Raw genomic sequence first — 19,243 nt, 5'->3', positions numbered from 1 at the left:
TTACCCTGCCTGCTTTTCATCTATACCTCAATCAGGCTCCGGCCGGATTTCCACTCAGCTTCCACTCACCTGCTCCACTACATTTCCCGTATCCTCTTTTGGAATACCGAAGCGGTAAATGATATCAAATCCGAATTTCTGCTCCGGCCCCACATGGAGAAGACTGTATTCCATGAAATATTCAAAGTGAAGCGTCTGCCCATATCCCAGCTTACAGGACAGCCATGGCGTATTTCCGGGAGTATAATAGATCTCCCGCTCCGATGTACTTCCGTTTTCCGCCAGAAATGTTCCCTTGACGCCCAGCTTCACTCCCTGTGCCGCATCCGTAATCGGTACGGTATCATGAATCGTAAATTCCTTGGCAACCGGAGTCAGCTTCACATCAATATCCGCCGACACATCCTGTGCTTTCACCTCGGTGATGCCAAACTCCACCGGGCAGGAATCGCGGTTGACAATCTCCAGCGGCACGTCTGAATACGCTTTTGCCGGCACCACTCCCGGCTTCAACGTGATTCCCGATTTTATGGGCAATGTCACATCCAGCGTATTTCTTGTCACGCCGGCTATCTCCGCCCTGATTTCATATCTGGTGACGGTATCCCCCGACGTGTCCGCCAGGTCTATGAGAACCACCCGTTTATCCGGGTAAGTATAGGCAGCACCGTTGTACAACTTTAACGGAGTCACATTACTCAGTGTTATCCCCGGAGCAGTCAGCGACGGCGTGGTAATCGTAGACAAATCAGTTCCTCCTGCCTCCAGCGCCAGCTTCTCATGGGCATTGTCTGTTCCATAGATGCGATAACCGCTGGCCACATCCGACAGTTTTGTCGGAGTAAGTCCCGGCTGGGATGATCCTCCATTTTCCTGATGGATGCCCCGGAATTTCAGATTGGACGGCGGTGTTGTTCCGCCGCTCCAGACTCCCTGTGCTCCGGTCAAAACTCCGCCTGCCTCTGTCACTGCCGACGGGTCCAGCGTCACGGTCAGCATCACGGGCGCTTCCAGTGTTGGCAGGCCGTGGGCAGCTTCCGCGGTGAGACTGGTAAACCAGGCTCGGTCCGTACCCTTCTTCTCCGTTTCGTCCACCGTGTTCAGGCTGTCTGTCTGCGTCTGGAGCTTTGCGTCAGTGGAGCAGTCCAGCGCCTTCACGTAGCTGCTGTCCGCCAGAGTTTTATCACTAAAGCACTGTACCACCCTGCTGCCTGAGCCGCCCCCGGCGATGGAACAAGCCGCCGTACCGGATGAGGCGATACTCCCGCCTGTACGGCATGCATTGTAACAGTTCCGAATGGAGCCAGCGCCTCCGTTTCCGGCAATACCTCCGGCATAGGAGGACGAGCCGGTGGATTTGATTATCGTTTCCATGTTGTAGCAGTCTTTGACCGCCCCACTGTTCGTCAGCTGGCCGGCGATTCCTCCCGCGCAGGCCGTACCGGTTATGGCGCTGTTTTCGCGGTTATAACACCGGGATATCTCCGCGCTCCCCTTCAAAAGCCCGGCCACGCCGCCGGCGGTTTCCCCGGTTACCGATGCCCCTGCGATTCCAATTTCCGAGATGCCCGCCCCGGTATCCAGGACGCCGAACAGCCCCGCTTCCCCGGTGGTATTCACGTACAGGTTTTGGATCTGATACAGTTTTGAGTTCCCGGTACTGGACTGGAATTTCCCCTTATAAGCACGGGAAGCCTCCTTTCCAATCGGCACCCAGGCCAGTTTTCCGCTGGCCACATAGCTGCTTCCGGCAAGATCGAGGTTGTCCGTCAAGACAGCTCCCGTATTGGCCGGTAATGCTCCGTCATTGATTTGCTTCGCAAACCAGGCCAGCTGCTCCGCCGTGCTTATCTGATACGGCGTTCCTGTCGGTTTCTCCCCGATTACACCGTCCTCCACCGCTTTCGCCGGAGTCTCCCAGTTTTCTGCGGCCGCCAGAGCGCCATCGGTCAGCACCGGGTAAATGGCGCCGGCAGCATCGTCCACATTGATCCAGGACAGCCCGGTGGACTGGTTTAACTGGCTGCCGTTCAGCCGGAAGGCGGCTCCCCAGGTCTTGAATATCTCCTGTTTTATCGTGACTCCGTTGACACTGCCATAGCTGTAAGTATCCTCAATCAGACAGCCGCTGATCAGAGCCCCAGCCACGTCCCCGGAGCCGGCGATAGAGCCTGCGTGTCCGCTGTTGCCGGCAGTCACAGGTCCCGCGTTGTAGCAGCCGGCAATCTTGGTCTTGCCGGGAATTGCATTTCCGGCGATTCCCCCGGTGCTGCTGCCGCCGGTGACCTTTCCCTGGTTGTAACAGTTTCTGATGGTTACCTCCTGGGATGAGGAACCCTTTCCAAGAATGCCTCCCACCGCACTGCCGGTGCCGGTATCGGCGGTGACCTCCGCGCCCTTCGCATTGTAGCAGCCTTCCAGTACCAGTCCGCTGGCCGTTTCGCTTCCGCCTAATATGCCTCCGAAATTTTCTCCATTTCCGGTAAGCAGTCCTACATTCCGGCAGAAATTGATGGTGACATTGTTTCCACCGGCAAATCCGGCGATACCGCCCAGATATCCGGCGCCGGAACCGTCAAGACGGGAATCCGAAATGGCAATGTCCGAGATACTGGCACTGGCCCCCAGAGTTCCGAACAGCCCCAGCTTCTCTCCATCTTTTGCAAACATTCTGGAAATAATATGTGCGTTGCCCTGGAAGGTTCCCGTATACTGCTTCGCTCCGCTTCCAATGGGGACCCAGGGGAGGGATTTGGACAGCTGCTCCGCCGTTCCCGTCTGATAGGCATTTCCCGTATATAACCCACCAAACAGATTGATGTCTGCTTTCAGTTCCCCACACAGACCGGTTTTGTTATTCTGATTCACCTGATAAGCAAACCAGGCCAGCTGCTCCGGAGTCCGGATGTAGTACGGATTGTCCTTCGTACCTGCGGTTGACGCGGAGCCCGTATTCTTATAGGATGGCGCCGTTGTAGCTGCACCTATTTCCTCCCAGCTGTCGCTGAACAAGCTGTTGGTATAGATGGGATATCCGTCATTATGGCTGCTCTTTCTTGTCCACACCGGCGAACTCATATCTGTATTCAACTGTTCAATCAGTCCGCCTGCGGTTTCCGCGGCTGCAGTGGACATATCAGAGGTGGACATTGCTTTTGTTGTGCTTCCCACTGTCACAGGATTGCTTCCGGAAACCGCAGCCAGGGTCACTCCGGAGGCACTGCTTGTGGCCGCATCCCAGTAGCAGTAGTGGATTCCGCCTGTCGCCACAGATGTATTGTTGGTAAAGGAACCGGCGATGGCTCCCGGTTTTCCGCTTGCCGCCGTGAGAGGGCCGGTGGTGTAGCAGTTGGAAATTCTCTGGCCGCCTACACCGTCATTTCCTTCATAGGCTCCCACAAATGCACCTGTTCTGCTCCCTGTATTTCCCCTGACTGACGCCCGGTTGTAACAGCCGGTGACGGTGAGCTGGTTGACGGAAGCATTGTTATCGCTCTTTACCACTCCCACAAAGGCGGCCGTCCCATCCCCGCCTGTGGTTCCCGTGGAAACGATGCTGCATGTGTTGTCCAGGCCCAGATTTTTTATGGAAGCCCCGCTTCCGGCACAGCCGAACAGGCCGGCGTACCCCTCCTGCTCTACCTTCATCTGGCTGATTGTTTTCTGGTTTCCATCGAAATTTCCCTGATAGACGTTATCGGTGGTTCCGATGGGTTTCCACAGAAGAGGCGCTGTCGCACTTCCTCCGTATTTCTCGCCAAGCAGGTTCAAGCTGCTGTTAAGGATGGCCTCCGCATCTTTTTTCGTTCCACCATTTACGGTCTGGGCAAATGCCGCCAGTTGGGCATCCGTTCCGATTTCATAGGGGCTGCCGGAAATGCCGCTGCCAGTCAAACGGCCTGTAATCAATCCGTCCAGCACTCCCTGCCCCACCACATCCCAGGTTTTTGCCGATGGCAGAGGGCCAAAGGCAGGGTAAGATGTTCCGGGGGCTGTGTTTGTCCAGGAGGCCCCTTCCACGGTGGTCGTTACCGCTGTCATATTTTCTTCATTCAGGGCAAATGCCAGCGCCCAGGATTTCATGGCGCTGTCCGGCAGGTAAGTCCCATAGCCGCCCTGACTTTGGGAGGCGGCGCCGCCGTAATAACAGTTTCTCACGGTACAGGAATTCCCACTTCCCATGATACTTTTCCCACTCCCGGTCACCTCTCCGCGATTATAGCAATTTATGATGGAAACACTTGCGTTATTTTGTCTGTCTCCTACAATTCCACCGGAATATTTAGGGCTATATATTGTCCCTGCGTTATAGCAATTTCTAATAGTTTGCGCACCTGAATGTGGTTTTCCTATAATTCCTCCGGCGCTGTCCAACTTTGCCTGCCTTACATTTCCCAGATTATAACACCACTCAATTAACAATCCGCCAGCGTAGTTACTACAGCCTACTACTCCTCCTATATTTTGCGCTTCTGAATAGATATCTGCATTATTCCAGCAGTTAATGATTTTTACATTTCCAGCATTTACATATCCCACAACCCCTCCTGTATGCGCAGCACCACGTACAATCCCGGATGCCACTCCAATATTCTTTACGACTGCATTTGCACCTACGACTCCTATAAATCCTCTGTCTCCGACATTTAATTCATCTATTTTTAAATTCGAAACAACACACCCGCCACCATCAAAAACTCCCGTATATTCGACCCCATTACCAATTGGAGCCCACGGAAGCGCCTCATCAATGTTAGGCGATGCCTCATTGAAAATGTTGTTGGTGTAGCCGGAGCCAAACAAATCCAGATTCGCCGTCATCTTCGCATGGATACTGACCTCCCCCTGATTGACACGGTAGGCAAATAACGCCAGTTCCTCCTCCGTTCCAAGCTCATAGGGGCTGTCTGCGGTCCCTTCCCCATTCAAAGTCATCCCGGCCAACGCCATTTTCTCACCAACCATCCCCCAATCTGTGCAGGTGTCATCGTAGGTGGATATCTCGCTGAAAAAGAGAGGGTAGCCGTCGTTGTCATTTTCCCACGGGCAGTAGCGCCAGAAGTTCTCCGGGCCGGATTCGTTGAGCAGAGCCACCATGGTTCCTTTTTTCATCTCCATCTCTGGGACAGCTTTAGATTTTTCTATGGTGGCCTCCGTTTCCGAGGTGGAAGCAGCGCTGGTGATGGCTATCCCGTCGATACTGTCTACCCAGTAGCAGTTCCTGATTCCCCCTCCGCCTGCGCCCACATCGTTGGAAAATGTTCCCGCAATCCCACTGGCCGTTCCGGTTCCTCCCTCCGCAATGCTGATGGGTCCGGCATTGTAGCAGTTCGTTATTCTCTGATTTCCAGGGTTGGAAACGCTGCCGTTTCCGATAAAGGCTCCTGTATGGATGCTTTTTCCTGCTACGGCAGCACGGTTGTAACAGCCTTCTATTACGACCTGGTCTTTGCCAGATTCTGATATAATGCCCCCAGCCAGGGCCGCGGTTCCATCTGTGGTTCCGTCTGCATTTCCCCCTGTGGAGGCGCTGCCATTCGTTTTGGCTGTCACGGAACTGTGGGGGCCGATTCCAAGCCTTCTTATGACAGCACCGCCGCCTACTGCCGCAAAGAAACCGGAGTGGCCATTCTGGCCGGATACCTTCATGTAATCAATGGTATGACCATTTCCATCGAAGGTTCCCTTGAAGTAAATGCTTCCGTCAGCCGTGCCTATGGGAATCCATGGGAGGGGGGTAGTTTTACTTCCGCCGTAGCGGTCAGCTCCGTCCAGGTTAATGTCAGCCGTCAGTTTGATATTGGCCTCCCGTATGGAGGTATCTGTTCCCCGGTTCACCTGATAGGCGAACCAGGCCAGCTGCTCGGCATTATTTATTTCGTAGCATCCATTTGCCAGCTGTGGGGCTGTTATGTCCGTCAACGTTCCGGCGGAGACTGCCGCGCCTACATCCAGCCAGCTGGTATAGACTCCATTTCCGGAAGCAATGGCCTGGAGGGCGAAACTTCTGCTGGTATTTCCTATGGAGGCTTTTAAGCGGTTGGTGGTGGTTGTCTCTAAACCCGTGTCCGTGGCCGTTTTGGAATCATCGTCGAAATCTGCATTGCTTCCGGAATTGATAACCTCTGTTTCGGCCACTTCTTGTAATGCGCTTTGGACTCTTGGCGCTTCATATTGGGCTATGGATGGGGTGGCGGTTTCTGCCTGCCCTCCTATGATTACCTGGTTAAATTCATTGACTGCAATGTCTCCCTGGGCCTCCCACCAGATTTCCTGCCCGTCTATCTCTGCCGGGAGTACGATATCACCGGCTTGCAGGACATCCGCCAGGGTATAACCGCCGGGAAGTATCAGGGCAACCGCCGATATTTTGGAACTGGAGGAGAGCAGCTCCTGCTCACTCTGGGCGAAATATGGAATCTGGGGATAGGCGTGCTCCGCCTTGTACCAGGTTCCGGGAATGCTGGCTTCGGGGCCTGTCATTTGGGTGGTGTTTAAGCCCTTCAGTGCAAAATCCGCTGAGGCCCCAGGGGCTTCCTCACTTGGCACTGTCGTATCCGTTTCTTCCGTCTCCTGGGTGCAGGATATCTGGCGGTCATAGACACAGCCGGTCAGAATTCCGCCGCCGGACGCCGTGAAAGCTCCACAGGCTGTGGCATTTTCACCGATGGTTACGGTGGAATAGCTGTTTTGGATTATTCCTTCATGGAGCGCCGCAAATCCACCGGTTACTCCAAAGGTATCTGCCAGCCCTGCGGCGTAGCTGTTCTCTATGCGGCAATCGCCCCCGACGATTCCTGTCATTCCTCCGGTATAGGTATCAATCTCTTCCTGGGTGGAACTGATGGTCACCAGGGCAAAGCAGTCCGTCAAAAGCGTGTCTCCGGCTATTTCAGCGGATAGACCTCCCGCTGTGATCCGCTCTGCCGTGATCAGTATGTAGATGTCTCCATCCGGGTTTCCTATGTATTCTTCTGTCTCTTCGATGTTCCCTGTTTCCTGGGAAGCTGTATGGTTGGTGGAATCGTGGCTGTACGTATTGTCAGTGTCATCTGCCACGCTGCTGCCCGTTACTTGGTCCATGCTATCTCCCACCTGTCCCGGGCCATCTATTTCCAAATCAGCATCGGAAGGACTTGCCACCACTGCTGATTCCATGTCAGCATCCACCACGGCCGGTACCTTCATCATCAGATACTGCCGCTGCGCGGCCCGGTAACCTACCGTCTCCGGGATATCTGCTTCTGGTTCGCCACTGCCCGCCGTGTTGTTACCTGTTCCGCTATTATTAGTCACCGTGTCATTCACACTGTTATCTGCGTCACTGTTTCCTGCATCACTGTTATCTGCATCACTGTTTCCTGCTCCGCCGGTGCTGTCGGCTGGTGCATCTGCGGATGTCTCATTATCAGTTGGAGCTTTGGTTTCCTGGCTGGAATCCACTGGCTTACTCGGCTCGTCAACATTTTCGGATGTCTCCTTCTCCGTTTCCGCACTTGATTCCTTTATCCCGGAATCGCTGGTTTCGCCGGTGGACTCTTCACCGGTCACGCCGTTCTCCGTCCCTTTCTCTCCTGTTTCCTCCTGCTCCGTCTCCGTTGCCTGCACTGCGCCGCTCTCCACTTCTCCCGATTCCACGGAGCTATCGGCATTTTCCCCGATTCCAGGGCCAATCTCCTGTTCTGTCTCTTCTGACGAACTATCGCCCTCCACCGGCATTTCCCCGGCTTCCATCTCCCCAGGCCCTTTTCTCTCCTCCTCATCCGCCGGGCTGGCCTTGGCCATTTGGTACTCTGCTTCGGATGGACTGGCGATGGCAATCTCACCGCTCATGCCGCAGTTTTCCATGGATGCATTCACCGCATAGGCCGCCAGCGCTCCGTACCCATCCACATAATGTTCCCCATCGGAATAAGTAAACGGGTGCACAATCACCGCGTCCCCCAGAAATACATTTCTGATTTCAGCTCGCTCCACCACGCCGAACAGCGGTCTGTTCAAGCCGCTCATCACATGACCGTTTCCATCGAAGGTGCCCGTAAACGGCTCCAGATTCGTCCCTATGGACTGGTACAGCCAGCTCATATCCAAATCTTCCTCCAGACAGTATTTCCCATTCAGGTTGTACTCCTCGCTCTCCCGGTCCAGCAGATACTGCTCCAGTTCCTCCTGTGTGTAAATGGGCACCACCTCCCGGCTTTTGGCACGGGCTGTCCCGATGCTGTGCAGCCCGTAGCCGGCCGCAGCTACCACCAGCATGCAGACTATTCCCAGCAGCAGATAGTTCTGCTTTCCCTTCGTCTTTGTATGTAATATAAAACGGCTCATTTCCAAGTACCTCCCACGCTTTATCTCTCATCTCAATTCTTTGTTCTGACTATCAGGACGACCCTGCCGAGTATGCTGGCGGCTGGCACCGTACCCATGCCGCTGTCACGGCTGTCTATGGACACGCTCCGGTTATCCCCCAGCACCAGATACTGCCCATCCAGCACTGTCTGCGGCGCCCCCATCCTGTCCTCTTTTTCCGTCTGGTCCGTCAATGTCACATAGTTTTCCCGAATCTGAATTCCATTTACCACCACGCGGCCGCCGGACGGACTGATTTCCACCGTATCACCGGGAAGTCCGGCGATTCGTTTCACCAGGTTTTCCCCGTTTTTTTCAAATACCACAACTTCATCCCGCTGAAAGCTACCGCCTGTCCGGCTGTACACAATCCAGTCCCCGTGATTCAGATATGGATACATGGAATTGCCGGACACCCGGTCGATTCCTATGAGGAAGCCAAAGAGACCAACGGCACACAGCACGCACAGCGCCGTGCCCAGCAGCAGTCTCACATTTCTGCGCTTCTTTCGCACAAAGTACCGCCGCATCTCCACCCGTATCTGCCTGCGCAGCTGTTTTTCCAGGCCGGAGGTCTGCTCCCTCTTTGCATCACGGCTTTGCCCTGTATCTGTGGCCCGTCCGGTGTCCGGTTCTTTTTCCACTTCCCGACCCGTCTCCAGGGCTTTCACAATATCCCACAGACAGCAGATAATCTGCGCTTCGTCGAAACCGCCAAAGCACACCGTCCGGAAATGGGATATCTTTCTGTCACGTTTCCCCTGCCCTTTCCGCTTCTGTCTGCGGGATTTCCCTCTGAACACAGCCGTTTCCACGGATTGGCACCTCTCTTTCGCATTGACCCCATAATAGGAATTATGTAGTGATGGAACGGTTTTCGGCAACCGGCCGCCTGGTTATCGGAGCACAATCCGGCTGTTTTTCAGCCGGGGATGAAGAATATTTCGATATTTTCGAATGATTTTTTCTTATTTGGAATACTGTTTTTGAATGCAGGAACCTGCCCGAAAAGATTATCGCATGGCAAACAGGCGATTTCAGCCCGAAAAGCCCAATCACCGGATCCGTACCCTTTCAGTTCACATTTCTGCGAACTCTTCGTGAAATTTTGCAATTTTTTCCAGTTCAATCCTTGCAATTTTTACGAAAGTGGGTATAATAGACTATATCATGAAGGAGAAATCCCTCAAACGATTGTTATAGATACCACATAATTCCTATTATGGGGTATTTTTTATTTGCCGGAAGTTAACCGAATACCATCCGCATCCGCGACATCTGCCTCCTTGGCTGTTCCTCCGTGCCCATCGTGTAAATCCTGGTCGTACTGATACTGGAATGCCCCAGCAAATCCATCAACCGCACCACGTCTTTCTCGATGCTGTAAAAAATTCTTGCAAACAGGTGGCGGAAATTATGGGGAAATACCTTCGACGCATCCACCCCGGCCTCTCTTCCAAGCTGCTTCATCCTCTTATTGATATTGCTTCTGTCCATCAGCTTCCCGTTCCTTGTGATGAAAATGCTTCCGCTTCTGATTCCCATTTTCCCGCAGTACTTCTTCAACACTCTCACCAATTCCACTGGCAGCAGCGCAATCCTGGATTTCCCCTTGTTATAAATATCCGCCCGGCCCGTCTTCAGTGCTTCCACGGTGACAAACTGAAGCTCACTGATTCGGATTCCCGTACTCCCAATGGTTTGCAGCAGCATGCTCATCCGGATATCTCCCTTCCTCTGTGCCGCCCGCACCAGTTTCTCATAATCCTTCTCTGTCAGCTCCCTCTCTTTCTCACTGAACTGCGCCCGCTGGATTTTAAACAGCTTCACCTTACAATCCCCACGCCCTATGTACTCCAGAAAACTGTTCACCGCTGCCAGCATAGAGTTGGCGCTTGTCGTTCTATAACGCTCCTTGAGATACTGCTTATATTCCAGCACCATCTCTTTATCAAACTCCGTTCCCCCCTCTGCCCCCAGATAATCCCTAAATTTTCTCACATCCCGAAGATATTTCTCCACCGTAGCACGGCTTCTCTCCTCCTCCTTCAAGTACCGCTCATACTGCCCCAGCAGTTCCTCCGTCAAGAATCCCATATTTTTGCGTACATTCATCATAAAAAAAATCCCCCTTTTCATCTGTATTCTATCACTTATCTATATCTTATACAATCCAGCTATTTTTTTCAACATATTCCAGTTTCACCTTCATGGTAATTTTTTCCATCCAAAACCATAGATACCCGCACAAAAAAGGGCAGAACTATCTCCACACCATAGCTCTGCCCACCTTTTATACCTGTTACTCCTTGCTGTCCAAAGATTCCTTTATCTTTACCTTTCCTTCCTCTTACCCCATAACCTCATTCACACAAATCGCCCCATAAGGCCTGATACTCATCCGGTAAGCATTTCCCTCGCCCAGCGCCTTTTCTATGTACGCCACATACTCATCCACCAATTCATTGGGCAGCATGGCCATGATGACGCCGGCGAAGCCGCCGCCGTGGATTCTGCAGGCGCCTCTCTGCTTGTCGGCGATGAACAGCTCCGTCAGCGCCAGCGCAATGCTGATGCCCTGCTCCTGCACATCACTGGTGGTGTAGCAGTTCTGAAGCCATTTCCAGGAGGAGTTGCCGGACGCTGTGATATTGGACAGGAAATCCTCGAACCGGCCTTCCTTCAACGCCGCCACCTCGGCCTCCACCCTCTTATTCTCCTCAAAGAAATGAAGGGCTCTCATCACCGAGCGGTCTCCCGCATACTCCCGCACCTTCGCCAGGTTATCTATCACATCCTGCTCCGTTATCTCCGAGCAGAACTCCTTGCCGAAATACTCCGCAATCTTCTTCATCTCATAAGGCACCGAAGAGTAATCCGCGCTCAAATCCGCATGCCCCTTCCCCGTGTTGACGATAATCAGGCTGTGGTTCTGGGAGCTGAAATCAAATGCAATCTTCTCCACCACCGGCGTCTGCGGCTCAAAGAAATCGATGGTAATCAGCCCGCCCACCGCGCAGGCCATCTGGTCCAACAGTCCTGACGCCTTGTTCCAGTATTTATTCTCAGCAAACTTCCCGATATGGGCGTAAGCCACCGTATCCATCCGCCCTTCATTGAAAAAGGTATTTAACATGGAGCACAGCAGCATCTCAAAGGCCGCGGAAGAACTGACCCCCGCCGCGCTGATCACATTACTGGTAATATAAGCGTCAAATCCGCCAATCTCATACCCTGACTCCAGAAACCCCTTCAGCAGTCCCCGAACCAGGTCCAGGGTCCCCGCCTTCTTCTCGCTGGGCTCTAAGTAATTTAAATCCACGGTAAATCTCTGGTTAAAGGTCTCGCTGATGATATTCACCTTGTCCGACTGGTTCTTCGCCGCCACTCCGACACAGTCCAGATTAATGCTTCCCGCCAGCACCTTCCCATGGTTGTGGTCCGTATGGTTTCCGCTGATTTCCGTCCGCCCCGGTGAGGAAAATAACAACACTTCCCTGTCGCCAAATTCCTTCTCAAATTTCCTCACTACATCCTGGTATCTCGCCACGTTCAACGCCACGGCGTTCTCCCCATACAGCCTGCCAAAAAGAGTCTTGGCTCCATCACCCTCCAACAACTGCAATGTGTCCTGAACCTTCATGCCACCATTCTCCTTTACCTATCATTTTAGATATTATGTATCGTTAAAAAATATCCAATTGCCCCAAGTATATCAGAACATAAAATACATAACAATATAAATTTTTATGAATTATGAATATCCCGAAAAAAATTTGGAAATTTCTTCTTCCTGATCTCTTCTAACTCTTTTTCTCTTTCTACTTCATCAAGTACCTGTACCTGCGCATCACCCGTTCCTGAAAATGCCTCAAGCAGCTTGCGAATCTCATTTTGCGCCAGGGGACCTGAGCCCAGAGACAGACTCACCATTAAGGTGAGAAATAATTTATACATCTTTTCTTTCATTCAAATTCCTCCAATTCAATCGCCTTTGCATACCAAAAACAAGCCATCGTTTCATTCCAAACATGACTTATAACACTGGTATATACTTGTATTCATTTGAGCATTGATTTAAAAAGGAATTGATTTAATTGTCCAGACGTACCTTCTGATTAATTAATGTCCATCTATCAGGCAATAATCGAAATGAGTTCACAAAGAAAAAAAGAAAAACAGTGACAAGAAAAAGTATCAGACTGATTCCATTTACAATAGCCGGAATCGAGAGTATGGGGCTTATTTTCTCAAAATAGACAGTACTATCCCCGTCATCATCGGCAGCGATACGCTCTGTAACAGCCTCCGTCTCAATTGAAGTCGTCTTATTGAATCCTTCATTTAATCCTTCACGAAGAATATAAGCGCTGCAAAAGAACACATTCATCGTTAAGCACGCCGCAAAAAGGAGCATACTGAACGAGACTATCATGCGAGACAGATAATTTTTATTATTATTGATTCCCATCACAATCCCCTCCTATGCTCCTATCATCTGCTTACTTCGGCGTCACCACTCCATTATCCCCCACGCTCACACCAAAGGACAGCTCTTCCATCCTCTGGTAAAACTGCTTCACCTTATCCTCCTCCGTCACCAGACTGGTATATCCCGCTGACGACGTACAGGGAATCAGGGAAATGGTGCTGCCTCCATGGCGCTCCTCCGACAGTTCCACCTTCAGCAGCGCCGTGGACGGAATACTGCTTCCGAACACGAAATTCCCCAGACTGTACAGAATAGGCTTTCCATTATAATACTCCACCCCCTGAAGCACATGGGGATGGCTTCCCACCACCAGGTCCGCTCCCGCGTCGATATAATTCATCGCCAGCGTCCGCTGGTACTCCTGGGGCTTCGTGTCCCGCTCAATCCCCCAGTGGACATACACCACCAGATAATCGCAGACCTCTCTCGCCGCCTCAATCTCCGCCACCAAATCTCTCGGGTCATAGGTGGAAAATACACCCGGCCGCCCGGCCGTCGCCGCCCAGGATGCATCCATATACACCCGGGACGCGCCCAGATAGCCGATGGTGGTTCCATTCACCCGGCGGAGCAGCAGCTTTTTCGCCCGCTCCAGGTTCTCCCCGGCGCCCACGTAGTCAATTCCCGCCACATCCAGCGTCGTTCCGCTGTCAATAAGCGGGTCCGTCCCAAAGTCAAGAATGTGGTTGTTGGCCAGCGTCACCACGTCAATCCCCATCTCTTTCAAGAGATTCACCCGGGACGGCGGCAGCCGGAACGTATACTGCTTGTCCGCCACAGCCGCTCCCCTGCTGCTGAACGGAAATTCCTGGTTCACCATGAAAATGTCGGCGCCACGAATCTGTTTCCGGATGCCCTCGTCCAGCACTCCCTGGATGCCTCCCGCCTTGTCATAGGCGTTCAGCACATGGTCGGACAACAGCACATCTCCGGCAAACAACAGCGTCACCGGCCGTTTCTCATTTTCCAGTTTTATCACCGGCTTCTTCTGGGGCGCGGTGGTCTCCGGCACACCGGCCTCCAGTCTCGCCGCTTCCGACTCGGAAACCAGTCTGCCGTCCTCCAGAAGTACCAGCCGTTTCTCCGCCTCACTCTCCTCCGAATGGGCATAGGAATCCGGCACTGTCATTATCTGATAACCGCCGTTCTTCTCCACCTGGGCCAGTCCCAGCGCCACCCAGCCAAGCAGGGCCGCCACCACCAGGGCCAAAAAGAGAACCAGCACTTTCAACCACATGTCCTTTCGCTTCATACACGACCTCCATACTACTACATATTGTACACAAAAAAAGGCCATTACACAACCGCTAAGTTGCGTAATGGCCGAATATCCACGAAAATTTTTACTCTAAACACCACCAAATCCGGTCAAATCCCTATAAAGCGAGGATAATCCCGCCGTCATTGGCGTACACCGTAGCCACCCCGGCCGTCTCCGTCACGATAATCTCCTTAAACGGAGCCCGCTTGGACAGTTCCTCCTTCACCAGCTGCGCCCGCGCCTCATTGTTGCAGTGAGCCACAATCACCCGCAAAGTCTCCGGATTCTTCGCCTCCTTCACCGCCAGCTCGCACATTCTCACGAGAGCCTTGTTAATCCCTCTCGCCTGGTCCAGCTTGATGATGTTGCCCTTGTCCGCTCCCATCACCGGCTTGATATTCAGCGTCGTTGCAAAAAATGCCTGAAGCCCGGACAACCGCCCGTTCTTTCTCAGGGTATCCAGAGATTCCAGCACAAAATACGTCTTCATCTCATGCTGGGTATACTGCATGGCCTTCTCCACCACTTCCTCAAACGGCATCCCCTGCTCGCACAAATCACGAATCATAAGCCCGATATTCAGCTCCCCGGAGGACGCCGACCAGGAATCAATCACCGCGATATTCTTCTTCCCGTGTTCCTCCTCATAAAGCCCCTTCGCCAGCACCGCGCTATTGTAAGTGCCGCTCAAATTGCTGGACAGTGTAATCACAAAAATGTTCTCCGCGTCACACTCGTAGGCTTCCTTAAACATCTCCGGCGACGGGCACGCCGTCTTCGGACAGTTGGGACTTGCCTTCACCATAGCCAGAAACTTCTTCTGGTCAAATGTCTCGTCATCTATCACCTGCACGTCATCCACCTGCAGAGTCAGGGGTATCATCTGAAAGTGCGGATCTTTCTTTAATTCTTCTGTTAAATCCAGACAGCTGTCCCCAATAATCTTATAGCTCATGATTTTCCTCCTTAAAACACGCAGCACCTAACCAGTGCAGTGATTTCATCAAATCACCATCATACGTAGTTTTCATTACTATATATGATTATAGTCAGAATACCTTAGAAAGTCAATGGTTTCCGCTCATTTACACAAAGATAACGGGATTCCACAAACATTGTACAAAAATAAATACAATCCATATTGACTTCTCCCCCGTCTCATGGTATGATTGAATTATCAAAATTATTTAGTTTGTCTAAATATTTTTTAGATTCCGGAGGTAGTTTCATGTATAATTACCAGGTAAGGCATCGACAACGATTCTGTGAAAATTATATACTGCTCATAACATAGAACAGCTGTATCAGGCTGTTCTTTTTTTGACTTTGTATAAATTTTCACAAACAAAAAACAAGGAGGGTTACATTTATGGGTCATGAGACAACAACCACCTGCTGCTGCGGATGTTCGCAGAATGAGCAGGAGCTGCTGGAACGGATTGCAGAACTGGCGGCAGAGTACAAAGGCCGGGAGGGAAGTCTGATTCAGGTCCTTCATATGGCGCAGGGCATCTACGGATACCTGCCTCTGGAGGTACAGGAAGTCATTGCAAGAGAGCTTGACATTCCCCTTTCCGAGGTGTCCGGCGTCGTCACCTTCTATTCCTTTTTCTCCACCCAGCCGCGGGGCGAGCACACCATCCGGGTCTGCCTGGGTACCGCCTGCTATGTCCGGGGCGGCAAGAAAATCGTGGAGCGCTTGAAAGAGCTTTTAGATGTGGAAATCGGTGACACCACCGCCGACCGGAAATTCACCTTCGAGGTGGCCCGCTGTATCGGCGCCTGCGGACTGGCGCCCGCCATGTCCATCGACGACCAGGTATACAAACAGGTCAATCCCGACAAACTGGAGCAGATACTGGCCAGATATTATGAGAAGGAGGAGGAGTAAGTTATGGAGATGGGACGAATCAAAACTTCTGATGATTTGCTGCAAATCAAAGAAGACTACATAAACAGTCAAAAACGCTGGAAACACCAAGTGCTGGTCTGCGGAGGAGCCGGCTGTATCTCCTCCCACTGCCAGGAAGTCCAGGACGCCTTAAAGGAGTCCCTGAAAGCCAACGGCCTGGAGGACACCGTCCACGTGATTGTCACCGGATGTATGGGAACCTGCGCCGCGGGGCCTGTCCTTCTGGTGGAACCCGGCGGCATTTTCTACACGTCCATGACACCGGAGAAAACTGCCGACATGGTGGCCCGCCATCTGGTAAATGGGGAAATCTGCGAGGAGTACACCTTCTACGACTCCTACAAGGAGATACGCATTCCCAAACTGGACGACATTGACTTCTTCAAACGCCAGGTCCGCATCGCCCTGCGCAACTGCGGGCGCATGGAATTTGCCTCCATGGAGGCGTACATCGCAAGAGACGGCTATCAGTCCATCAGCAAGGCCCTTCTCACCATGAGCCAGGCCGACGTGGTGGAGCAGATAAAAGCCTCCGGCCTCCGGGGACGGGGCGGAGCCGGATTCCCCACCGGCGTCAAGTGGGATGCCGGCATGAAAGCCATTTCCAAAAACGGCATCAAATACATGGTCTGCAACGCCGATGAGGGCGACCCCGGCGCGTTCATGGACCGCAGTCTTCTGGAAGGCGACCCCCACAGCATTATCGAGGGCATGATGATAGGCGGTTACGCCATCGGCGCCTCCAAGGGCTTCGTCTATGTCCGGGCCGAATATCCTCTGGCCGTGGAGCGTCTGTCCAATGCCATCGCCCAGGCAAGGGAAGCCGGACTCCTGGGCAGCGATATCCTGGGAACCGGTTTTTCCTTCGATTTGGAAATCCGTATCGGAGCCGGCGCCTTCGTCTGTGGTGAGGAGACCTCTCTTCTCTCCTCCGTTGAAGGACGCAGAGGCGAGCCCCGCCAGAAACCGCCGTTCCCCTTTGAGAGCGGACTGTTTAATGAGCCGACTATCATTAATAATGTAGAGACACTGGCCAATATTGCGCCGATTATCCTCCACGGAGCCGACTGGTACCGCCAGTTCGGCACGGAGAAAAGCACCGGAACCAAGGTGTTTGCCCTGGCCGGGGATATCGAAAACTCCGGCATTATCGAGGTGCCCATGGGCATTCTGCTGGGCGATATCATTTACAAAATCGGCGGCGGCATCAAGGACGGCAAGAAATTCAAAGCCATCCAGTCCGGCGGTCCCTCCGGCGGCTGTCTTACCTGTGAGCATTTAAACACCAAGGTGGACTACGAGTCCCTGGCTGAGCTGGGCGCCATCATGGGCTCCGGCGGTCTGGTAGTCATGAACGAGGACACCTGTATGGTGGATACGGCCCGGTATTTCATGGACTTTATCCGGGATGAATCCTGTGGAAAATGTCTCCCCTGCCGCAACGGCACCAAGCGGATGCTGGAGATTCTGGAGCGCATCACCGAGGGCAAGGGAAAAGAAGGCGATTTGGAGCTGCTCGAAGAACTGGCGGAGACTATCAAACAGACGGCCATGTGCGGCTTAGGACAGACGGCCCCCAACCCGGTGCTCTCCACGTTAAAATATTTCCGGCGGGAGTATGAGACCCATATCTATGACAAACACTGCGAGGCCGGCGTCTGCGCGGAGCTTCAGGAATCCCCGTGCCGCAACGCCTGTCCGGCCCACGTACACGTGCCTGGCTACATTTCCCTGCTGTCGGCGGGCAGAATCGACGAGGCGTACCAGTTAATCCGCCAGGATAACCCGTTCCCGTCCGTCTGCGGCCGTGTCTGCACCCATCCGTGCGAGGACCACTGCCGCCGCAGCCAGGTTGACGAGCCCATTTCCATCTGCTCCCTGAAGCGGTTTATCGGCGACTATGCCCTCCGGGATGATTACACCATTCCGCGGATTCAGCCACAGCCGGCAACCGGCAGGAAGGTATCCATCATCGGCGCCGGACCGTCCGGTCTGACCTGCGCCTACTATCTGGCGAACTTAGGGCATCAGGTCGACGTATACAACTCCGAACCTGTGGCCGGCGGCGTTCTCTACTGGGGCATTCCGGAATACCGGCTGCCTAAGGAAGTTCTGGCCAAAGAGGTGAAAGCCATCGAGATGGCTGGCGTCAACATACACCTGAACACCCGCATCGGAGACGATATCTCCTTCGAGCAGCTGCGAACCGATTCCGACGCCATCTACGTGGCAACCGGAACCCAGGAATCCAGACTGCTGGATGTGCCCGGCGAGGATTTGAAGGGCGTGGAGAGCGGACTTGTCTTCCTGAAACGCATCGGCCTGAAACGTGACATGAGCGTGCCGAAACGGCTGGTAGTCATCGGCGGCGGAAGCACCGCCATGGACGTGGCGAGAACCGCCATCCGTCTGGGCTCCGAGGAAGTCACCATCGTCTACCGCCGGACCGAGAAGGAAATGCCGGCAGGAGCCGAGGAGATTGCGGAAGCCAGAGAGGAAGGCGTCAACATTATCACCATGGCCTCCCCGAGAGAGTTCCTGGGAGAAGACGGCAAAGTGACGGCTATCCATCTGGTGAGAAGAGAGCTGGCAGACTACGGCAGAGACGGCAGACGGATGAGCCGCCATATCGAAGGTTCCGACTTCAATCTGGAATGCGACGGCATTGTCACCGCTGTCAACCAGGATGTGGACCATCTGTTCTACCGCACCGCCAACATTGACTTCGACAACCGGGGCCGGGTGGGCATCAACCAGTTTACCACCGCCACCTCCAAGGACGGCGTCTTCGCCGGCGGCGACGTCAATCCGTGGGGAAGAAATGTGGTCATCACCGCCATTGCCGACGGCAAGCGGGCGGCCTCCAACATTGACCGGTATTTGGGCGGAAGCGGCGAGTTAAACCGTGGCCAGACCATTGAGATTCCCGATGTGGAAGGCTCCGAGGTCACCGAGCCCCACAAACGGTTCCCGGTAAGAACCCTCTCTCCAGAAGAGCGGAAAGACAATTTCAAAGAAGTGGCATGTGGGTTCCACAAGCTGGATGCGATGGCTGAGGCGCTCAGATGTCTCCACTGTGACAGGAGGTAAGGAATATGGTACATATTACAATCAATGGAAAACCGGTAGAGGTCCCCGAAAACACTACCATTATGGAAGCGGCAGTCCCAGGCCGGAATCAAAATTCCCAGCCTCTGCCACTTGAAAGACGTCCACGCCTACGGCTCCT

At 53.3% G+C, this 19,243-nt stretch carries 10 protein-coding genes; 2 read left to right on the top strand and 8 right to left on the bottom strand.

Translation table 11 applies throughout. The annotated features are described in order from the left end of the window. Window positions 1–54: 54 nt before the first annotated feature. The 8 genes from HMPREF9473_RS05920 to HMPREF9473_RS05885 all read right to left on the bottom strand — a co-directional run bounded on the left by HMPREF9473_RS05920 (window position 55) and on the right by HMPREF9473_RS05885 (window position 15,057). Window positions 55–8,328, bottom strand: a complete 8,274-nt coding sequence (locus HMPREF9473_RS05920) for a hypothetical protein (protein WP_006779161.1) — start codon at window positions 8,326–8,328, stop codon at window positions 55–57. Window positions 8,329–8,360: 32 nt separating this feature from the next. After that, window positions 8,361–9,164, bottom strand: a complete 804-nt coding sequence (gene lepB, locus HMPREF9473_RS05915) for a signal peptidase I (RefSeq protein ID WP_006779160.1) — start codon at window positions 9,162–9,164, stop codon at window positions 8,361–8,363. A 433-nt stretch (window positions 9,165–9,597) separates the two neighbouring features. Then, window positions 9,598–10,464 (bottom strand): tyrosine-type recombinase/integrase, encoded by an 867-nt coding sequence (locus HMPREF9473_RS05910; protein WP_034858835.1) that lies wholly within the window; start codon window positions 10,462–10,464, stop codon window positions 9,598–9,600. Window positions 10,465–10,699: 235 nt separating this feature from the next. After that, entirely contained in the window at window positions 10,700–11,992 is a 1,293-nt protein-coding gene (locus HMPREF9473_RS05905) for a galactokinase (RefSeq protein WP_006779158.1), read from the bottom strand. Between the two features lie 104 nt (window positions 11,993–12,096). Next, window positions 12,097–12,318, bottom strand: a complete 222-nt coding sequence (locus tag HMPREF9473_RS05900; RefSeq protein WP_006779157.1) for a hypothetical protein — start codon at window positions 12,316–12,318, stop codon at window positions 12,097–12,099. A 124-nt stretch (window positions 12,319–12,442) separates the two neighbouring features. Further along, window positions 12,443–12,820, bottom strand: coding sequence for a hypothetical protein (locus tag HMPREF9473_RS05895; RefSeq protein ID WP_006779156.1), 378 nt, complete (start codon window positions 12,818–12,820; stop codon window positions 12,443–12,445). A gap of 31 nt (window positions 12,821–12,851) precedes the next feature. Continuing rightward, complete coding sequence (locus tag HMPREF9473_RS05890) at window positions 12,852–14,093, bottom strand: CapA family protein (RefSeq protein WP_006779155.1); 1,242 nt, start codon at window positions 14,091–14,093, stop codon at window positions 12,852–12,854. Window positions 14,094–14,217: 124 nt separating this feature from the next. Beyond that, a complete protein-coding gene (locus HMPREF9473_RS05885; protein ID WP_006779154.1) occupies window positions 14,218–15,057 on the bottom strand; it encodes a DegV family protein in 840 nt (279 codons plus the stop codon). A 414-nt stretch (window positions 15,058–15,471) separates the two neighbouring features. On the opposite strand from HMPREF9473_RS05885, the gene nuoE reads away from it, so the two are divergent. Then, on the top strand, window positions 15,472–15,993 hold the full coding sequence (nuoE, locus tag HMPREF9473_RS05880; protein WP_006779153.1) for an NADH-quinone oxidoreductase subunit NuoE: 522 nt from the start codon (window positions 15,472–15,474) through the stop codon (window positions 15,991–15,993). Between the two features lie 3 nt (window positions 15,994–15,996). Beyond that, window positions 15,997–19,104, top strand: coding sequence for an NADH-quinone oxidoreductase subunit NuoF (gene nuoF, locus HMPREF9473_RS05875; RefSeq protein WP_006779152.1), 3,108 nt, complete (start codon window positions 15,997–15,999; stop codon window positions 19,102–19,104). Window positions 19,105–19,243: the final 139 nt, after the last annotated feature.

The sequence above is a fragment of the Hungatella hathewayi WAL-18680 genome (assembly GCF_000235505.1).
GTDB lineage: Bacteria > Bacillota > Clostridia > Lachnospirales > Lachnospiraceae > Hungatella_A > Hungatella_A hathewayi_A.
This window is presented reverse-complemented; position numbering and strand designations above follow the sequence as displayed.